Raw genomic sequence first — 17,694 nt, 5'->3', positions numbered from 1 at the left:
TTCGCGCGCGGCCTGCGGTTCTCAGTCGTCCATCTTGAGGGCGGCGATGAAGGCTTCCTGCGGGATCTCGACGCGGCCGAACTGCCGCATCCGCTTCTTGCCTTCCTTCTGCTTGTCGAGGAGCTTGCGCTTGCGCGAGGCGTCGCCGCCATAGCATTTCGCGGTCACGTCCTTGCGCAGCGCCCGGATCGTCTCGCGGGCGATGATCTTGCCGCCGATCGCCGCCTGCACCGGGATCTGGAACATATGCGGCGGGATCAGCTCCTTGAGCTTCTCGCACATGGCGCGGCCGCGGGATTCGGCCCTGGTACGGTGCACCAGCATGGAGAGCGCGTCGACCGGCTCGGCATTGACCAGGATCGACATGCGCACGAGGTCGCCCTCGCGATAATCGGTGATCTGGTAGTCGAAGGAGGCATAGCCCTTCGAGATCGACTTCAGCCGGTCGTAGAAATCGAACACCACCTCGTTCAGCGGCAGGTCGTAGACCACCTTGGCGCGGCTGCCGACATAGCCGAGATCGATCTGAAGGCCGCGCCGATCCTGGCAGAGCTTCAGCACCGAGCCGAGATATTCGTCGGGGGTGAAGATCGTCGCCCGGATCCAGGGCTCCTCGATCGCCTCGATCTTCATCACATCCGGCATGTCGGCCGGGTTGTGCAGCTCCAGCACCGTGCCGTCGCGCAGCTTGAGATGATAGACGACCGAGGGCGCGGTCGAGATCAGGTCGAGGTTGAACTCGCGCTCGAGCCGCTCCTGGATGATCTCCAGATGCAGGAGCCCGAGGAAGCCGCAGCGGAAGCCGAAGCCGAGCGCCGCCGAGGTCTCCATCTCATAGGAGAAGGAGGCATCGTTCAGGCGCAGCTTCGACATGGCGCCGCGCAGCAATTCGAAATCGGCGGCGTCGACCGGGAAGATGCCGCAGAACACCACCGGCTGCACCGGCTTGAAGCCCGGCAGCGGCTCGGCGACCGGCTTGCGGTCATCGGTGATGGTGTCGCCGACCGCGGTGTCCGCGACCTCCTTGATCGAGGCGGTGAAGAACCCGACCTCGCCGGGGCCGAGCTCCTTGACCTCGGTCATCTTCGGCTTGAACACGCCGACGCGGTCGACGCCATAGCTGGCATTGGCCCGCATCATCCGGATCGACATGCCCTTCTTCAGCACGCCGTCGATGATGCGCACCAGGACGACGACGCCGAGATAGGCGTCATACCAGGAATCGACCAGCATCGCCTTGAGCGAGGCGTCCGGGTCGCCCTTCGGCGCCGGCAGCTTCTCGACGATCGCTTCGAGCACGCCCTCGATGTTGAGGCCGGTCTTGGCCGAGATCGGCACAGCGTCCGAGGCGTCGAGGCCGATCACATCCTCGATCTGCTCCTTGATCCGCTCGGGATCGGCGGCCGGCAGGTCGATCTTGTTGAGGACGGTGACGATCTCGTGATTGGCGTCGAGTGCCTGGTAGACATTCGCCAGCGTCTGCGCCTCGACGCCCTGCGAGGCGTCGACGACCAGCAGCGAGCCCTCGCAGGCGGCCAGCGAGCGCGAGACCTCATAGGCGAAGTCGACGTGCCCGGGCGTATCCATCAGGTTCAGGATGTAATCCTTGCCGTTCTTGGCCTTGTAATCCAGCCGGACGGTCTGCGCCTTGATGGTGATGCCGCGCTCCTTCTCGATGTCCATCGAGTCGAGGATCTGCTCGCTCATGTCGCGTGCGGCGACCGTGCCGGTCTGCTGGATCAGCCGGTCGGCGAGGGTCGACTTCCCGTGGTCGATATGGGCCACGATCGAGAAGTTGCGGATGTTGTCGAAGCTGCGGGTGCTCATCGGCCGCAGATAGCAGTGCGCGCGGGTTGCGCCAAGGGTTTGCAATGGCTCTGCGCAATGATCCTTGCAGGGGCAGGGCCAGCGGCGTGCCCGGCGCTATTGTGCCGCCAGCAGGCGTTCCTGCGCCCAGTTCAGCGCCTTGTAGTCGAAGCCCGCCTCCAGCGTCGGCTTTACCACGGCAAAATAGGGCGAAATGTCGAAGTCGCGCGGCATGTAGAGCGAGTGATGCCGGATGTGCAGGATCTCGCGATAGTCCTCCTCGCCCATGGCCTGGGCGTATTCGATCGTCGGCAGAACCGGATAACGCGCCGCCTCGAAAGCCTGCGCGATCAGCGTCGAGCAGATCGCCCGCGTCGGATCGCCCGAGCCGAGCGCGATCATCCGCCGGCGCCAGCTGGCTGGCGCCCAGGGCAGCGGGAAGAGCCAGCGCGCGAGATCGAGGATGTTCTTCAGGTCATATTGCATTCCCAGCCGGTCGAGCACGTAGTCGACGGCGATCTGGCGTCCCTCGCGGTCGAGCGCCTGCGGCCGGCAGATCCGCGTGCCGAAAGCACCGTATTTCGCCAGCGGCGAGAGCACGCAGCCGACATCCATCTCGACCTCGGCGAGCTCCAGCGGCTCGCCCTCGGGGCTGAATTTTCCGGTATCGCCGACATAGAGCGCGGCATGCGACCAGGTCGACTGCGTCAGATATTTGATCGCGGCCGAGACCTTCATGCTGCCTTCGACCAGGAGCACGTCTCCGGGCCGCAGTGCCGTCCGCATCCGCGCCAGCGCCTTGGCGTCGACCGGTCCGGCCTGTGGCTTGCCGCGGGTGATGAAGCGCACCAGCGAGCGCCCGATCAACTCCAGCCCTCTGTTCATCGACGCCTCCCTGCGTCGGCGCCGTCCCCGGCGTCTTCCCCGCCAGCAAAGCGGCGCGGAGTGACTTTTCGGTAAGCACCTGACTGGCTTGGCCGCGAGAGAACGGGAATCGCCGAACATCGTAAAGTCCGGGTTGAGACTTGGTCCGCCTCGGGCCGACGAGCAGGCATCTCGCCATGTTCGTCCATCATAATGGAATAAATCTTGCTTGATGGACGAGATGCCGATCTTGTACGAAGGGCGGAGGAAAAATGCAGGAAGACGCTGAAATCGCGATCGAGAGGCTGGACGGGGCGGGCGCCGCTGCCGCGGTTCCGGCGCTGACCGAGATATTGCGCGATGCCGTGGCGAACGGCGCCTCGGTCGGCTTCATGGACTTCAACACATCGGCCGATTTCGAGCGCTTCTGGCAGGGCATCGCCGAGCAGGTCGAGACCGGGGCCGTCCTGCTGTTCGTCGCGCGCGGCGCCGAGGGCATCGTCGGCACGGCGCAGCTGCATCCGGTCGGCAAGCCGAACCAGCCGCACCGGGCCGAGATCGCCAAGGTTCTGGTGCATTCGCGGGCCCGGCGCCGCGGCATCGGCGAGGCACTGATGCGGGCGGCCGAGGCACAGGCGCTCGCCATGGGCCGCGATCTGCTGGTGCTCGACACCGACGAGGCCGGCGCGGCGCGGCGTCTCTACAACCGGCTGGGCTGGACGGAAGCCGGCACGATCCCGCGCTATGCGCTGATGCCGGACGGCCGAGACTGCGGCTCGACCTTCTTCTACAAGGCATTGCCGTCGCCGGCCTGAGGCGGGCGACGGCGGATTGTCACTCGGCCTTGCGGAAATAGGGCTCGACCTCGCCCTTGAGCTTGACCGTCATCGGGTTGCCGAGGCGGTCCTTGGCGTTGCCGGCGGTCAGGCGCACCCAGCCCTCGCTGATGCAGTACTCCTCGACATTGGTCTTCTCGACGCCCTTGAAGCGCACGCCGATGTCACGCGCGAGCAGCTCCTCATTATAGTAGGGGCTGTTCGGGTTGGAGGAGAGCCGGTCGGGCAGGGTGTCGGTCATCGTGTCGGGCCTTCGTCTGGGTCTTTGCGAGATCGTCCGGCGCCGATCGGGCGCCTGGTCCCGCCTCCCATACCCTCAGATCGCGCGCTCAACAAATTCGCCCGTTCGGCTCGCTCCGGGGATCGTCATCGTGGCCGCAGCAACCAGGCTGGCGCTCGACGCCAGGCGAAAGCAAATCTCGCCGGCGGCGAGCCGCCGGCGAGATCGTTACGGCTGAAGCACTCGCTGCCTCGCCGCGCTGTGGGCTTGGGTGTCAGCGGATCGGCGGGGCGTAGTGCAGACCGCCGTCCTTCCATGATGCGTTGATGCCGCGCTTGATCTTGAGCGGGCTGTCCTTGCCAATGTTCCGCTCGAAGACCTCGGCATAGGAGCCGACCTTCAGGACGATATTGTAGGCCCACTCATTCGGCAGGCCGAGCGCGTCGCCGAGCTTTCCTTCCTTGCCGATGAGTCGGAGGATGTTCGGATTGGCCGTGGTGCTCGCGGTTTCCGCGATATTGGCCGAGGTCAGGCCGAATTCCTCGGCGGCATGCAGGGCATGGGCGGCCCATTTGACGATGTTGTACCATTGGTCGTCGCCCTGCCGGACGGCCAGGCCGAGCGGCTCCTTGGAGAGCGTCTCGTTCAGGATCGTGTGCTTCTCGGGCTCGGTGAGCTTGGTCCGGAACGCATAGAGGACCGAACGGTCGGAGCTGAACGCATCGCAGCGGCCGGCCTGGTAGGCCTGGGCGGCCTCCTCCTGCGAGGAATAGGCGACGATCTCGTTCTTGAGCTTACTGATGCGAAAGAAGTCGGTCAGGTTCAGTTCGGTGGTCGAGCCCTGATTGGTGCAGATCGTCGCGCCGTTGAGTTCCTTGGCGCTCTGGACTTCCCCGGAACGCACCATGATGCCCTGACCGTCATAATAGTTCACGCCTGCGAACAGGATGCCGTTGGTCGCTTCCCGGCCCAGGGTCCAGGTGGTCGTGTTGAACAGCACATCGACTTCGCCGGTCTGAAGCGCTGTGAAACGCGCTGCGGGGCTCAGCGGGACGATCGAGATCTTGTCGGGGTCGCCGAAGATCGCCGAGGCGATGGCCCGGCAGAAATCGATGTCGAGGCCGACATATTTGCCGCTCTTGTCGGGGATGGCGAAGCCGGGCGTGCCGACCGACGAGCTGCATTTGAGCGTGCCGCGCTTGGTTACGTTCTCGAGGGTGCTGGCGTTCGCGGCACCGGACATCGTCGCCACAAGAATTGCTGCGGCTGTAATAGCTCTCATCGTTCGATCCTCCGATTGTCGTTGCTTGTTTTTCTATGGGGTCATCTGCGCAAAGCGTGGCGCTACCGCCCGCACGCTGCCGCGCCGGCGCCTCCGGCGAGGCGGCAGCGTGCGGCATCGGCGGACGGCTGGTGGCCTATGCCGGACGAAGGCGCTGGCGCGTGATCGCGGCGTGGAAGCGCGCGCCGTGGATCAGGCCCTCATCGTCGAAATCATAGGTCGGGTTGTGCAGCGGCGAGGACGCTTCGCCATTGCCGACATAGGCAAAACAGCCCGGGACATGCTCGAGAAAGCGCGCGAAGTCCTCCGAGCCGGTCATCGGCTCGCGCGCGACGGCGACGCCGTCATCCCCGAACACCGTGCGGGCGGCGGTGAGTGCCTCCTGCACCAGCGCCTCGTCATTCACCAGCGGCACGAATTCGCGCGTATAGCTCAGCTCGGCGGTGACATTGTAGGCCAGCGCCGTGCCCGCGACGATCACGCCCATCTGTTTCTCGATCGCCGCGCTGATCTCGGGGCGGAAGCTGCGGGCATCGCCGAGAATGCGCGCCAGACCGGGCAGGGCGTTGCGCGTTCCGTCCGTCAGCAGTTCGGTCACCGAGACGACGCCGATATCCGTCGGGCTCAGACGGCGCGCGACGATGGTCTGGAGATTGGTGACGAGCGCGCAGGCTGCGACCAGGACCTCATTGCCCGAATGCGGGCGCGCGGCATGGCCGCCGACGCCCCTGAGCACGATCTCGAAATTGTCCTCGGCCGACATGAACGGGCCGGCCCGCGTCTGGAACCGCCCGATCGCGAGGCCGGGGGCATTGTGCAGCCCGTAGATCTCCTCGAAGGGGAAGCGTTCGAGCAGTCCGTCGGCCAGCATGGCGAGCGCGCCCTTGCCCCATTCCTCGGCCGGCTGGAACAGGAAGCGCACCGTGCCGTCGAAGCCGCCTTCCTCGGCGAGCAGCTTGGCGGCCCCCAGAAGCATCGTCGTATGGCCGTCATGGCCGCAGGCATGCATGATTCCGGGCGAGCGCGAGCGATGGGCATGGTCGCCCTGCTCGGTGATGCGCAGCGCGTCCATATCGGCCCGCAAGGCGATCGAGCGGTTGCCGTTGCCGCGCTTCAGTGTCCCGACCACGCCGGTGCCGCCGATGCCTTCGGTGACATCGTCGAGGCCGAATTCGCGCAGCTTGGCGGCGACGAAGGCCGCGGTCCGCTTCTCCTCGAAGCCGAATTCGGGATTGGCATGCAGCTGGCGGCGCCAGCCCGTCATTTCGTCCTGGAGGATGCCGTGATCGAGCTTGGCCATCAGAAGCCGCCTTGTCGCGCTGACATCGGGTTGGATGAGCCTACCGCACCCGGCGAAAGTCCGACGAGTGCCTCGTAGCGGCCGGGATCGGTCGCGCCTTCGGTGTTGACGACGAGGACGCGCGAGGCGGCATCGAGCCGCAGCGCCGCGCGCATCGCCGGATCGGCCGCGGCGCGGCGAAGTCCAGCGAGGCCGGCCCCGCCGCTCTCGCCGGCGACGATCGCCGGGTCGCCGGCCGAGGGGCGGGCCAAGCGATTCATCACGGCGACCGCGTCGGCATCCTCGACCGTCATGAACGCGTCGGCGACGCGCGACAGCACGCGCCAGGCGATGGGGGAAGGCTCGTAGCATTCGAGCATCGCCATCACCGTCGGTTCGTCGTGCGCGACCTTCACCGGTTGGCCGGCCTTCGCGGTCTCGACGATGCAGGCGGCGCGGGCCGGGTCGACGACGACGAAGATCGGCCGCCGGTCGCCGAGGGCGAGGGCGAGATGGGCTGCGAGCGCCGCGGCGATCCCGCCGACCCCGGCCTGGACGAAGACATGCGTCGGAGGATGGTCGAGCTGTTGCAGGGCCTCGCGCACGATCACCGTGTAGCCCTGCATCACGAGACCGGGAATCCGCTCATAGCCCGGCCAGGAGGTGTCCGAGACGACGGTCCAGCCCTGCTCCTTCGCCACGCGCGAGGCTTCCAGAACCGAATCGTCATAGGTCCCGGCCACCCGGCGCATCTCGGCGCCGAAACGGGCGATCGCCGCGACGCGCTCGTCGCTGACCCCGCCATGCACGAAGATCACCGCTCTTGCGCCGACGAGCGCGGCCCCCTGCGCCACCGAGCGTCCATGATTGCCGTCCGTCGCGCAGGCGAAACTCATGCTGGCCGCGACCGCCTCGACCTCGGGCGCATGCAGTTCCGCGACATCGACGGGGCGGCCGAGGCGCTTCGTCGCCTCTTCGAGCACGAGCCGTATGACGGCATAGGCACCGCCCAGCGCCTTGAAGCTGCCGAGGCCGAGCCGCTGACCCTCATCCTTCACCGCGAGTTCGCCGATGCCGAGCTCGGCAGCGAGTCCGGGGAGGAGATGGAGCGGCGTGATCGCGTGATTTTGCCGGTGGGACAGGAAGCGCTCGACCTCGTCCGCAGCGGCGACGCCAAGCGTTTCCGCGTCGACAGGGGCGAGCTGCCCGCCATGATCAGGGTGCTGGTTGAGAAGGAACATCGCCGTCCTTGCCTTTGATGACGGCGCAAAGATATTAAATCGGGCGCGCAAGGAGCGCTGCAATCGCGCGCTTCAAATGCAAGTTTGTTTCATCGGAGTGCCGATTGACCAGGCTCTTATCGTCCGCCTCGCTGAGCCTCGACAGCTTCGACATCGCTATCCTGCGCATCCTGCAGCGCGACAACACGACGCCGCAACGGGTGATCGGGGAGGCGGTCAACCTGTCGGCTCCGGCCGTCCAGCGCCGGATCAAGCGGCTGGAGCAGGCCGGTGTGATCCGGGCCAATGTCGCGGTCATCGAGCCGGCGGCTGTCGGCCAGGCGATAACGCTCTTCGTGGAAGTCGAACTCGTCAGCGAGACGGCCCAGGATATCGACGCGGCCAAGCGCGAGTTCACGGCCGCCGAAGCGGTGCAGCAATGCTACTATGTCACCGGCGAGGCCGATTTTATCCTGGTGGTCGTCGTGCCCAGCATGGCCGCTTACGAGGCGCTGACGCGCAACCTATTCTTCGAGAACAACAATGTCCGCAAGTTCCGCACCTTCGTCGCGATGGACCGGGTGAAGGTCGGCCTGACGGTTCCGCTGGCGCATCCGGCGTAACCGCGCGGCCTCGTGCCTTGATCGAAGCCTGGAGGTTTTGCGCGCCGGGCATGCCCGGCGCTATTGAAAGCGATCACGCTGCATCTGGGCAGTTTTGCTCAAATGTGGCGTGATCCGGCGAGATGGCGGACAGATTTCCGTGGCTCAGGTGTCGACCGTGGCGTTGAGCGCGTTGGTCTGGATGAACTCGCGGCGCGGCTCGACCACGTCGCCCATCAGCTTGACGAAGAGATCGTCGGCCTCGTCGTTCTGGTCGTTCTTTACGCGCAGCAGCGAGCGCACGTCGCGGTCGAGCGTCGTCTCCCAGAGCTGGTCCGGGTTCATCTCGCCGAGGCCCTTGTAGCGCTGCAGCGAGACGCCCTTGCGGCCGATGGCGTTGACCGCCTCGAACAGGTCGCTCGGGCCGTTGACGATATGGTCGTCGCCCTTGCGGCTGAGCACGCCCGGCTTGGCATAGGCCTCCTGCAGTGCGGTGGCGGCTGCGTCGAGCCGGCGGGCCTCGGCGCTGGCGAGCAGGCCGGCATCGAGCGTCGCCACCTGCTTCACCCCGCGCACCAGCCGCGAGAAGACGAAGCCGGCTTCGGCGACCTTGCCTTCCCAGCCGCGCTCGATCTCGTCCGAGATCGCGTCGAGCCGGCGGGCGACATAGGCCGCGGCCTCCTCCAGCTCGGCCTCGCTCTGGCCGTCCTGCGGGCGCAGCACGCCGGCGATCGCGGTCTGCTCGACGACGCGCCGGTCATAGCGCGAATGCAATTGCGACAGGGTGTGGCGCACGCTGCGCGCTTCCTCGATCAGGGCGCGCAGATCGGGGCCGGCGCGTTCGCTGCCGTCGCCGGTGCGGAAGACGGCGCCGTCGAGCGCGGAGTCGACGAGGTAGTCCTCGAGCGCGCGCTCGTCCTTGAGATAGGTCTGCGACTTGCCGCGCGCCGCCTTGTAGAGCGGCGGCTGGGCGATGAAGAGATGGCCACGCTCGATCACCTCCGGCATCTGCCGGTAGAAGAAGGTCAGCAGCAGCGTACGGATATGGGCGCCGTCGACGTCGGCGTCCGTCATGATGATGATCTTGTGGTAGCGCAGCTTCTCGATGTTGAACTCCTCGCGGCCGATGCCGGCGCCGAGCGCCGTGATCAGCGTCCCGACCTGGTCGGAGGAGAGCATCTTGTCGAAGCGCGCCCGCTCGACGTTCAAGATCTTGCCGCGGAGCGGCAGGACGGCCTGGTATTCGCGGGCGCGGCCCTGCTTGGCCGAGCCGCCGGCCGAGTCACCCTCGACGATGAAGAGCTCGGATTTGGCGGGGTCCCTCTCTTGGCAATCAGCCAGTTTGCCTGGGAGAGACGCGATGTCGAGCGCGCCCTTGCGGCGGGTGAGGTCGCGGGCCTTGCGGGCGGCTTCGCGTGCGGCCGCGGCCTCGGCGACCTTGCCGACGATGGTCTTGGCCTCGTTCGGATGCTCCTCCAGCCAGGTCGAGAGCGCCTGGTTGACGACGTTCTCGACCACCGGACGGACTTCCGACGAGACCAGCTTGTCCTTGGTCTGCGAGGAGAATTTCGGATCGGGAACCTTGACCGAGACGATCGCGGTCAGGCCCTCGCGGCAATCATCGCCGGTGAGCGAGACCTTCTCCTTCTTCGAGATGCCGGAGCTCTCGGCATAGCCGGTGACCTGGCGCGTCAGCGCGGCGCGGAAGCCGGCGAGATGAGTGCCGCCGTCGCGCTGCGGGATGTTGTTGGTGAAGCAGAGCACGTTCTCGTGGTAGCTGTCGTTCCACCAGAGCGCGACATCGACCGTGATCCCGTCCCTCTCCGAGGTGAGCATGATCGGTTTGTCGATCACCGGCGACTTGGCCCGGTCGAGATAGCGCACGAAGGCCTCGACGCCGCCCTCATACATCAGCTCTTCGCGCACGACCTCGGCATGGCGTGCATCGGTCAGCACGATGCGCACGCCGGAGTTCAGGAAGGCGAGCTCGCGCAGCCGGTGTTCCAGCGTCTTGAAGTCGAACTCCACCATGGTGAAGGTCTCCTGCGACGGCAGGAAGGTCACCTCCGTGCCGCGCTTGTCGCCGGCCGGGCCGACGACGGCGAGCGGCGCGACCGCTTCGCCATGGCGGAACTCGATGAAATGCTCGTTCCCGCCGCGCCAGATCCTGAGCTTGAGCGAGACCGAAAGCGCGTTGACCACGGAAACGCCGACGCCGTGCAGGCCGCCCGAGACCTTGTAGGAGTTCTGGTCGAACTTACCGCCGGCATGGAGCTGGGTCATGATGACCTCGGCCGCCGAGATGCCTTCCTCGCTGTGGATATCGGTCGGGATGCCGCGGCCATTGTCGCTGACGGTTACCGAGCCATCGGCGTTCAGCGTCACCGTGACGAGGTCGGCATGCCCTGCCAGCGCCTCGTCGATGGCGTTGTCGACGACCTCGTAGACCATGTGGTGCAGGCCGGAGCCGTCATCGGTGTCGCCGATATACATGCCGGGGCGCTTGCGCACCGCATCCAGGCCTTTGAGAACCTTGATGGAATCGGCGCCATAGGCGGCGTCCTCGAGGTCGCGGGCGGCATCGCTCATGTCGGGGTCCTTCAGCGGGCGAGCCAGCGCCCGCGATGATCTTGATTCGTCAGGATAATATAGGGCTTCAGCATGGCTTTTTCACGTGCGCGTGCGTACGTACGCGAGACGCGCCGCTTTAGCCAGAGAATGTCGAGATCGCGTCGAGGAAGGCCTCGCCATACTGGCTGAGCTTGCGCTCGCCGACGCCCTCGATGCCGCGCATCTCCTCGAGCCCGAGCGGCCGTTCGCGCGCCATGGCGATCAGCGTCCGGTCGGTGAAGATGATATAGGCGGCGACGCCTTCCTCGCGGGCGAGCGTCAGGCGCAGCTGGCGCAGATGCTCGAACAGCGCGGCGGTGTCGCCGTCGAGCCCGTCGGCGCGGGCCGCCTCGCGCGCGCCGCGCCGCGCCCGCCGCTCGGCATGTGGGTCGATCCTAAGCGCGATCGGCTCGCGTCCGAACAGGATGTCCTCGCCCTTCTCCGTCAGGCAGAAGCCGCCATGTTCGGTGCTGGCCTCGGCCAGCGCGCCGGCGGCGAAGAGCTTTCGGGTCAGCGCCGTCCAGGCGCTCTTCGGCTTGTCGGAGCCGACCCCGAAGGTCTTCAGCCCGTCATGGTTCTGGCGGCGGATCGCCTCGGTCGCCGTGCCGGTCAGGATGTCGGCGAGATGGCCGGCGCCGTAGCGCTGGCCGGAGCGCGCCACCGCCGAGAGCAGTTTTCGCGAATCGAGCGTCGCATCGGCGAGTTCCGGCGCATCCGGGCCGCAGAGGTCGCAGCGGAACGGCGCATTCCCGTGGCGGCAGGGCGGGGTATCCTCGCCGAAATAGGAGAGCAGCGCGCTGCGTCGGCAGAGCGCCGATTCGCATAGATCGATCATGGCGTTGAGACGCTTGTGCTCGATCCGGCGGCGCTCCTCGTCGATCGCCTTCTCGTCGATCTGGCGGCGGCGCAGCGCCATGTCGTCGACGCCGTAGAGGGTCAGCGTGTCGGCCGGCAGGCCGTCGCGCCCGGCGCGCCCGATCTCCTGGTAATAGCCCTCGATCGAGCCCGGCATGTCGGCGTGGACGACGAAGCGGACATCGGGCTTGTTGATGCCCATGCCGAAGGCGATGGTGGCGCAGACGACGACGCCGTCCTCCTGCAGGAAGATGTCCTGGTTGCGGTTGCGCTCGGCCTGTTCCAGCCCGGCATGGTAGGCGTAGGCCTTGTAGCCCTTCTCGCGCAGGCCTTCGGCCAGGCGCTCGGTGCGGCCGCGCGACGAGCAGTAGACGATGCCCGAGCCGCCGCGATGAACCTTGAGGAAATCGGCGATCTGCCGGCGCGGCTGGTCCTTCGGCGCGAAGGCGAGCTTCAGGTTCGGCCGGTCGAAGGAATGCACCACCATATGCGGCGGCTGCGGGAAGAGCTGCTGGGCGATGTCGGCCTGGGTCTGGCGGTCGGCCGTGGCGGTCAGGGCCGTTACCGGGACATTGCCGAGCGCCTCGCGGACCTTGGCGAGCAGACGGTACTCCGGCCGGAAGTCGTGGCCCCATTGCGAGACGCAATGCGCCTCGTCAATGGCGAGACGGGTCACGCCGAGCCGGCGCAGGCGCCCGACCAGCCCCTCTCCGGCGAGGCGTTCCGGCGAGACGAAGAGCAGGCGCAGTTCGCCGGCATTGAGCCGGTCCCAGGCGGCCGCCGCCTCCTCCTCGCTGTTCATCGAGTTGAGCGAGGCGGCCGGCACGCCGGCGCGGACGAGTTGCCCGACCTGGTCGCGCATCAGCGCGATCAGCGGCGAGACGACCAAGGTCAGCCCGCCTGCGACCAGCGCCGGCAGCTGGTAGCACATCGACTTGCCCGAGCCGGTCGGCATTACCGCGAAGACGTCGCGGCCGGACAAAGCGGCTTCGATGACCTCCCATTGTCCGGGGCGGAAATCATCATAGCCGAAGACCGACTTCAGGATCGCGCGGGCTTTTGATTCGCTGGGCGACGACATCGCCCGGATGTGCCGGATTTGCGGCCGGAAGGCCAGCCATGGCGCGAAATCATCCCCGACGACGGCAAAGCCCGCTTGATCGCCGGGCGGCCGCGCGCGACGCTGGCGGCCGCTGCGAGCCATGCCGGGAGAGCCAGCCATGCGCCTTGCCTTCGCCTTCCTTCTGCTGCTCGCTGCACCTGCCGTCCAGGCCCGCCCGCTGGAGCGCGAATTGCCACCGAAAGCGAATGCCTGCTGGGAGCGCAGCTATGATGCGGCCCATCTCGCCAAGCATCCGCGCCAGAAGGTCGCGAGGATCCGCCTGCTGCATGCGCCGGAGAATTGGCAGCCGGGAGAGGGCGGCAGCGTCTATGTCATGCTCCACATCAATCTGCGCGAGCGCGTGAAGCCGAACCAGGGCTTCGACTATCAGCTCGGCGGCTTTTGCAAGGCTGCCGGGCAGGGCCTGCTCTGCCGGCCGGAATGGGATGCAGGCAGCTGGCGAATCGAGCGCGGCCCGAACGGGGCGCTCGACATCCGCAATGCCGGGATCACCGCCAATCCCGATCCCTACGATGCCGAGGAGATCGCCGACGGGGCGGTCCGGATTCCGGCGAAGCCCGATGACGGCGTCTGGCGGCTTTCGCCGGCCGCCGGACCGTGCCGGCTGGAATAGCTCGCCGCCCGCCTGTCGGTCAGGGATGCATCGCGGCGACCTTGATCAGCCGTGCGATGACCTTGTCGAGGAAGCCGGCGGTACGACGGTCGCTGAGCTCGCCATCCTCGCCATAGGCCTTGTCGGCGCCGGCGACGGCGAGCATTTCCGGCACGAGCAGCGCGCCGAAGCCGAGTTCGAGCACGGTGCGCAACTGGGTTAGGCAGCGATAGGTGCCGAGCGAGCCGGCGGAGGCGCCGCCCAGCGCCACGACCTTGCCGCGCAGGCCCGGCCCGCCCGAGCGGACGATGCTGATCCAGTCGAGCGCGTTCTTCAGCGCCGGCGGGTAGCCGGCATTGTATTCCGGGCTGACGATGAAGAGCCCGTCATGCGCCTCGACCAGCGCGGCGAGCGCTTTCGCCTCGGCCGGCGGGTCGTTGTCGAAGGCACGGGCGTCGATCAGCGGCAGGGGATAATCGCCGAGCGAGATCTGCGTCACCTCGGCGCCGGCCGCGGCGAGCTTCTTGGCCACCAGGGTCGCGAGCCGCGTGTTCATCGAGCCCGGCCGCCAGGAGCCGGCGAAGACGAGGATTTTTGGCATGATGGGCTCCGGCAGAGGCGAAAGGGCAGGCGCGCTGAGCGGCGCGTTTGCCGTCAGCTTGCCCTCGCGATGCGAAGGAAGGAAGACTCAGGGCCCGCCAAACATCAGGGTTTGGCGCGGCGATAGACCCAGACGCGCGCCGGCGGAATGTTGCGCAGCACCCAGTCGGAAACCTGGGACTTCAGCCCGGAGCCCTTGCGGGTGATCGGCGAGACCATCGCATAGGTGAACTGGATGAAGGGCGCGCCGGGCTGGAGTACATTGTCGAAGGCGTCGTTGACCAGCGCCGAGCGTTCCACCGGCGGACGGTTGAACAGCGGTAGGCTGGAGACGACTGCGCTCGCCTTCTCGCCGAGATGGCCCTGCAGCGTCGTCGACAGCGCATAGGCGTCGCCCTCGACGATGTTGGCGCGCGGGAAGCGCTTGCGCAGCAGCTCGCAGAATTCGGGAGCGAACTCGACCAGAACCAGGCGGGATTCGTCGATGCCGCGGGCGATCAGCGCCTCGGTGACCGGCCCGGTGCCGGGGCCGATCTCGACCACCGGCCCTTCGACCTGCGGGTCGACATAGGAAGCCATGCGCTTGGCGAGGAAGGGGCTCGAGGGCGCGACGGCGCCGGTCCGGCCGGGCGAATCGATCCAGGATTTCAGGAAGCGGGCATCGTCGCCGAACTTGGCGCGTGCTTCGTCGGCAGCCTTGCGGACGCGTGTCTTCAGCTTGCCGGCGGTGTTGCGGACCTCGTCCTCGACCTTGTAGCGGGCCGCCGCCACGCGCAGCCTGGCCTGGGCGACGCTGTCGGCCAGTTCGGCGGCAGTCAGGCGCATCTCGTCCTCGAGCCGGGCTGCGACCGAGGACTGACCGAGCCGCGTGGCAAGAGAAGCGTTGCGCGGCCGCGAGCCGGGAGCGGGATGGACCATAGGACCTCTGAGCGCGCGTCGCGGCCCCGAGCCACCGGGATCACGACAGTGCTGTGACGTTACGCCGCTGTCATATGGGGTCAAGCGTCCGACGAATCCAGCGGTTTTTCCGACGGCCGCGTCAGATCAACGGTCGCGGCCGGCGCTCGCTCTCGAAAAGCATGGCCATGCGCTCGGTCAGGCGCGGATTGAGCAGCTTCAGTCGTCCGCCTGAAAGCGAGAACAGCCCGGCCCGGCGCAGCCGCGACCAGGTCTTGCTGGTGTGGACCAGCGACAGGCCGAGCGCGTCGGCGAGGTGCTGCTGGGTCGGCGGGAAGGCGAAGCTGTCCTCGCTGACGAGGCCCAGCGCATCCGCCCGCCGATAGAGCGAGATCAACAGCGCCGCGATCCGCTCCTGGGCGTTGCGCTGGCCGACCGAGGTCAGGTTCTCGTCGATCAGCGATTCCTCGCGCGAGCCGAGCCAGGCGAGCTCATAGGCGAGCGCCGGCATGCGGGCGAACAGCTCATAGGTGCGTCGGCGCGGAAAGACGCAGAGCTCGACTTCGGTCAGCGCCTCGATGCCGTGCTGGGCGGCGCTGAGCAGCGAGGCCTGCAGGCCGACCAGATCGCCCGGCAGGAGGAAGTTGAGGATCTGCCGGCGCCCGTCCGGCAGCGACTTGTAGCGGAAGGCCCAGCCCGAGAAGAGCGTGTAGAGCTCGGCATCCTCCTGGCCGGGATGGATGATGTCGGTACCGGCCGGGAGCTGGCGATGGTCGAGCTTCATCGTCTGGATGAAGCGCACTTCCTCGTCCGGCTTGTCCTTGAAGGCCGGCCTGAGACGCAAGGGGCAGGCGAGGCATGGCACCCCCGTCCGGTTTCGATTGGTCGTCGCGACCATGACCATGCGGTTCGCTTCCCTGCCTTCCAGCCTGCGCCGCGATACGGCTCCGGCCGCGGCGGCCGATATGCCTGTGCATCGCAATATCGTCGGCTCGCGGCCGGAACTCTCGCTCCGGCTTCGCGTTTTCCTCTCTGCCGCGAAAGCCCTCGCTTAGCAATGTCATAGGGCCAGACGACGGCGATCTGGAGCCCGGCCGCATGAACGACATTTCCACCGTGACGCGGCGTTCGCGCATGCGGCAGTTCTTCCGCGTCGCGTTGCGGTTCTGGACGGGCGAGAGCCGCCTGCGCGCCTGGACCCTGACCCTGCTGGTCCTGTTCTTCGTCGCGGCCCAGCTCGGCGCCGCGGTCGGCGTCAATGGCTGGAACCGGCTGTTCTTCGACGCGCTCGAAAAGCGCGATCTCGCCGGCGTCTGGTATGCGGTCTCCTGGCTGCCGCTGCTCATCGTCGGCTCGGCCCTGAGCCTGTCCTGCCTGGTGGTCGGCCGCATGCTCCTGCAGGTGCGCTGGCGCGAATGGCTCACCCGTCACATCGCCGGCTGGTGGATCGCCGATCAGCGCTATTACCGGCTGCAGTTCATCACGCGCGAGCAGTCGGCTCCCGAATACCGCATCGCCGATGATGTCAGGCTCGCCATCGAGCCCCTGGTCGAGTTCGCCATCGGGCTGATCAGCGCGGCGGTGACGGCGGCGACCTTCGCGGCGATCCTCTGGCAGGTCGCCGGTTCGGCGCGCTTCAGCCTGGGTGGCACCGAGATCGTCATCCCCAGCTACATGGCGCTCGCGGCGGTGCTCTATGCGGTGATCGCCTCGCTCGCGGCCTATTTCGCCGGCCGGCCGCTGGTCCCGCGCATCGCCGCCAAGAACGAGGCGGAAGCGCAGTTCCGGGCCGAGATGACGCGTCTGCGCGAGAATGCCGAGAGCATCGCCCTGATCAAGGGCGACGCCGACGAGCGCGACTCCGTCGGCGAGAATTATGGCCGCGTCGTCGCCGCCTGGCTCAACGTCATTCGCCAGCAGGGCGTCATCGCGATCGTGCTCAACACCAATGGCGCGCTCTTCCCGATCGTGCCGCTGCTCCTCATCGCGCCGAAATACCTCTCGGGCGAAATCACGCTGGGTGCCGTGATGCAGGTCGTGGCCGCCTTCAGCGCGGTGCAGGCGGCGCTGATCTGGTTCGTCGACAATTTCGTCCGCCTCGCCGAATGGTTCGCCTCCGTCACCCGCGTCGACGAACTGGCTGAAGCGCTGGAGGCGCTGGATGTCGGCACGATCATGGAGGGCGAAACGCAGATTACGCTCGGCGAGAGCGCCGACGGCGCCATCCATATCGACAACCTCTCGATCGCCCATAGCAATGGCCGCATCGTCATCGCCGACACCTCGGGGGTGGTCGAGCCCGGCGAGAAGGTGCTGATCACCGGCGAGAGCGGCTCGGGGAAGAGCACGCTGATCCGGGCACTCGCCGGGCTCTGGCCCTGGGGCTCCGGCTCGATCGGCCTGCCGCGTGGCAAACGGCTCGCCTTCGTGCCGCAGAAGCCCTATCTGCCGATGGGCACCTTGCGCGACGTGCTGCTCTATCCCGAGGCCGAGAGCAGGGTCTCGGACGAGGTCGTCGTCGCCGCCTTGAAGCGCTGCGGCCTGTCCTATCTCGCCAAGCGGCTCGACGAGGAGGAACGCTGGGACCAGACGCTTTCCGGTGGCGAGCGCCAGCGCGTCGCCTTCGCGCGTCTGCTGATCCAGAAGCCCGACATCATCATCATGGACGAGGCGACCTCCGCTCTCGACGAGGACAGCCAGAATTCGTTGCTCGGCCTGCTCGACGAGGAGCTCGCCGAGGCCACCGTCATCAGCGTCGGCCACAGGCCGGGCCTCGAGGACTTCCACGACCGCAAGATTACCCTGGAGAAGCGCCAGGCCGGTGCGCAACTGACCTCGAAGCGGCTCGGCAAATCGCTCTGGCGCCTTTTCCGCGGGCGCATCGCCGCCAATGACCGCACCACTTGAA

15 protein-coding genes are annotated in these 17,694 nt (G+C 67.1%); 4 read left to right on the top strand and 11 right to left on the bottom strand.

Annotated elements, in window-relative coordinates; translation table 11 throughout:
• Positions 1–21: 21 nt before the first annotated feature.
• Together lepA and AC3RCC_RS00205 are read right to left on the bottom strand one after the other, a co-directional pair.
• Entirely contained in the window at positions 22–1,827 is a 1,806-nt protein-coding gene (gene lepA, locus AC3RCC_RS00210) for a translation elongation factor 4 (RefSeq protein WP_291635806.1), read from the bottom strand.
• Positions 1,828–1,923: 96 nt separating this feature from the next.
• Complete coding sequence (locus AC3RCC_RS00205) at positions 1,924–2,691, bottom strand: YiiX/YebB-like N1pC/P60 family cysteine hydrolase (protein ID WP_291635804.1); 768 nt, start codon at positions 2,689–2,691, stop codon at positions 1,924–1,926.
• 251 nt (positions 2,692–2,942) lie between these two features.
• Between AC3RCC_RS00205 and AC3RCC_RS00200 the strand changes: the two genes are divergently transcribed.
• Positions 2,943–3,485, top strand: a complete 543-nt coding sequence (locus AC3RCC_RS00200) for a GNAT family N-acetyltransferase (protein ID WP_291635801.1) — start codon at positions 2,943–2,945, stop codon at positions 3,483–3,485.
• A gap of 19 nt (positions 3,486–3,504) precedes the next feature.
• On the opposite strand, the gene AC3RCC_RS00195 is transcribed toward AC3RCC_RS00200, so the two are convergent.
• The 4 genes from AC3RCC_RS00195 to AC3RCC_RS00180 form a co-directional block, all read right to left on the bottom strand.
• Positions 3,505–3,747 (bottom strand): DUF3297 family protein, encoded by a 243-nt coding sequence (locus tag AC3RCC_RS00195; protein ID WP_492257236.1) that lies wholly within the window; start codon positions 3,745–3,747, stop codon positions 3,505–3,507.
• A gap of 253 nt (positions 3,748–4,000) precedes the next feature.
• On the bottom strand, positions 4,001–5,008 hold the full coding sequence (locus tag AC3RCC_RS00190; RefSeq protein WP_492257235.1) for an amino acid ABC transporter substrate-binding protein: 1,008 nt from the start codon (positions 5,006–5,008) through the stop codon (positions 4,001–4,003).
• 136 nt (positions 5,009–5,144) lie between these two features.
• Positions 5,145–6,308 carry a M20 aminoacylase family protein gene (locus AC3RCC_RS00185; protein WP_291635795.1) on the bottom strand — a complete coding sequence of 388 codons (1,164 nt, stop codon included), beginning with the start codon at positions 6,306–6,308 and terminating at the stop codon, positions 5,145–5,147.
• On the bottom strand, positions 6,308–7,528 hold the full coding sequence (locus AC3RCC_RS00180; protein ID WP_492257234.1) for a diaminopropionate ammonia-lyase: 1,221 nt from the start codon (positions 7,526–7,528) through the stop codon (positions 6,308–6,310). Before AC3RCC_RS00180 ends, AC3RCC_RS00185 begins: the two co-directional genes overlap by 1 nt.
• 104 nt (positions 7,529–7,632) lie before the next feature.
• Between AC3RCC_RS00180 and AC3RCC_RS00175 the strand changes: the two genes are divergently transcribed.
• A complete protein-coding gene (locus tag AC3RCC_RS00175; RefSeq protein ID WP_492257233.1) occupies positions 7,633–8,130 on the top strand; it encodes an Lrp/AsnC family transcriptional regulator in 498 nt (165 codons plus the stop codon).
• Between the two features lie 144 nt (positions 8,131–8,274).
• On the opposite strand, the gene gyrB is transcribed toward AC3RCC_RS00175, so the two are convergent.
• Together gyrB and recQ are read right to left on the bottom strand one after the other, a co-directional pair.
• Positions 8,275–10,698, bottom strand: a complete 2,424-nt coding sequence (gyrB, locus tag AC3RCC_RS00170; RefSeq protein WP_291635789.1) for a DNA topoisomerase (ATP-hydrolyzing) subunit B — start codon at positions 10,696–10,698, stop codon at positions 8,275–8,277.
• Positions 10,699–10,816: 118 nt separating this feature from the next.
• Positions 10,817–12,655 carry a DNA helicase RecQ gene (gene recQ, locus AC3RCC_RS00165; protein WP_492258844.1) on the bottom strand — a complete coding sequence of 613 codons (1,839 nt, stop codon included), beginning with the start codon at positions 12,653–12,655 and terminating at the stop codon, positions 10,817–10,819.
• Positions 12,656–12,794: 139 nt separating this feature from the next.
• Between recQ and AC3RCC_RS00160 the strand changes: the two genes are divergently transcribed.
• The gene (locus tag AC3RCC_RS00160; RefSeq protein ID WP_492257232.1) at positions 12,795–13,310 is read left to right on the top strand and encodes a hypothetical protein; all 516 of its coding nucleotides are present in this window, start codon (positions 12,795–12,797) and stop codon (positions 13,308–13,310) included.
• Between the two features lie 19 nt (positions 13,311–13,329).
• Here the strand turns inward: AC3RCC_RS00160 and AC3RCC_RS00155 are convergent, their stop codons facing one another.
• From AC3RCC_RS00155 to AC3RCC_RS00145, 3 genes are all read right to left on the bottom strand, one after another.
• On the bottom strand, positions 13,330–13,890 hold the full coding sequence (locus AC3RCC_RS00155; RefSeq protein ID WP_291635785.1) for an NADPH-dependent FMN reductase: 561 nt from the start codon (positions 13,888–13,890) through the stop codon (positions 13,330–13,332).
• 104 nt (positions 13,891–13,994) lie between these two features.
• Positions 13,995–14,807 carry a class I SAM-dependent methyltransferase gene (locus AC3RCC_RS00150; RefSeq protein ID WP_492257231.1) on the bottom strand — a complete coding sequence of 271 codons (813 nt, stop codon included), beginning with the start codon at positions 14,805–14,807 and terminating at the stop codon, positions 13,995–13,997.
• Between the two features lie 121 nt (positions 14,808–14,928).
• Positions 14,929–15,690, bottom strand: a complete 762-nt coding sequence (locus AC3RCC_RS00145; protein WP_452117431.1) for a Crp/Fnr family transcriptional regulator — start codon at positions 15,688–15,690, stop codon at positions 14,929–14,931.
• Positions 15,691–15,884: 194 nt separating this feature from the next.
• Here AC3RCC_RS00145 and AC3RCC_RS00140 point away from each other — a divergent pair, with 194 nt between their 5' ends.
• Positions 15,885–17,693: an ABC transporter ATP-binding protein/permease gene (locus tag AC3RCC_RS00140; protein ID WP_492257230.1), complete on the top strand. Its 1,809-nt coding sequence runs from the start codon at positions 15,885–15,887 to the stop codon at positions 17,691–17,693.
• The last annotated feature ends 1 nt before the right edge of the window (position 17,694 follow it).

The sequence above is a fragment of the Allobosea sp. GW823-FHT01F03 genome, from assembly GCF_058798075.1.
Note: the sequence above shows the minus strand (reverse complement) of the source record. Positions and strands in the feature narration are given on the sequence as shown.

Coding starts and splice junctions, on each gene's coding strand:
- AC3RCC_RS00145 (WP_452117431.1), bottom strand. CDS start 15,690: ATGGTCATGGTCGCGACGACCAATCGAAACCGGACGGGGGTGCCATGC.
- lepA (WP_291635806.1), bottom strand. CDS start 1,827: ATGAGCACCCGCAGCTTCGACAACATCCGCAACTTCTCGATCGTGGCC.
- AC3RCC_RS00150 (WP_492257231.1), bottom strand. CDS start 14,807: ATGGTCCATCCCGCTCCCGGCTCGCGGCCGCGCAACGCTTCTCTTGCC.
- recQ (WP_492258844.1), bottom strand. CDS start 12,655: ATGTCGTCGCCCAGCGAATCAAAAGCCCGCGCGATCCTGAAGTCGGTC.
- AC3RCC_RS00140 (WP_492257230.1), top strand. CDS start 15,885: ATGAACGACATTTCCACCGTGACGCGGCGTTCGCGCATGCGGCAGTTC.
- AC3RCC_RS00185 (WP_291635795.1), bottom strand. CDS start 6,308: ATGGCCAAGCTCGATCACGGCATCCTCCAGGACGAAATGACGGGCTGG.
- AC3RCC_RS00190 (WP_492257235.1), bottom strand. CDS start 5,008: ATGAGAGCTATTACAGCCGCAGCAATTCTTGTGGCGACGATGTCCGGT.
- gyrB (WP_291635789.1), bottom strand. CDS start 10,698: ATGAGCGATGCCGCCCGCGACCTCGAGGACGCCGCCTATGGCGCCGAT.
- AC3RCC_RS00155 (WP_291635785.1), bottom strand. CDS start 13,890: ATGCCAAAAATCCTCGTCTTCGCCGGCTCCTGGCGGCCGGGCTCGATG.
- AC3RCC_RS00160 (WP_492257232.1), top strand. CDS start 12,795: ATGCGCCTTGCCTTCGCCTTCCTTCTGCTGCTCGCTGCACCTGCCGTC.
- AC3RCC_RS00205 (WP_291635804.1), bottom strand. CDS start 2,691: ATGAACAGAGGGCTGGAGTTGATCGGGCGCTCGCTGGTGCGCTTCATC.
- AC3RCC_RS00195 (WP_492257236.1), bottom strand. CDS start 3,747: ATGACCGACACCCTGCCCGACCGGCTCTCCTCCAACCCGAACAGCCCC.
- AC3RCC_RS00200 (WP_291635801.1), top strand. CDS start 2,943: ATGCAGGAAGACGCTGAAATCGCGATCGAGAGGCTGGACGGGGCGGGC.
- AC3RCC_RS00180 (WP_492257234.1), bottom strand. CDS start 7,528: ATGTTCCTTCTCAACCAGCACCCTGATCATGGCGGGCAGCTCGCCCCT.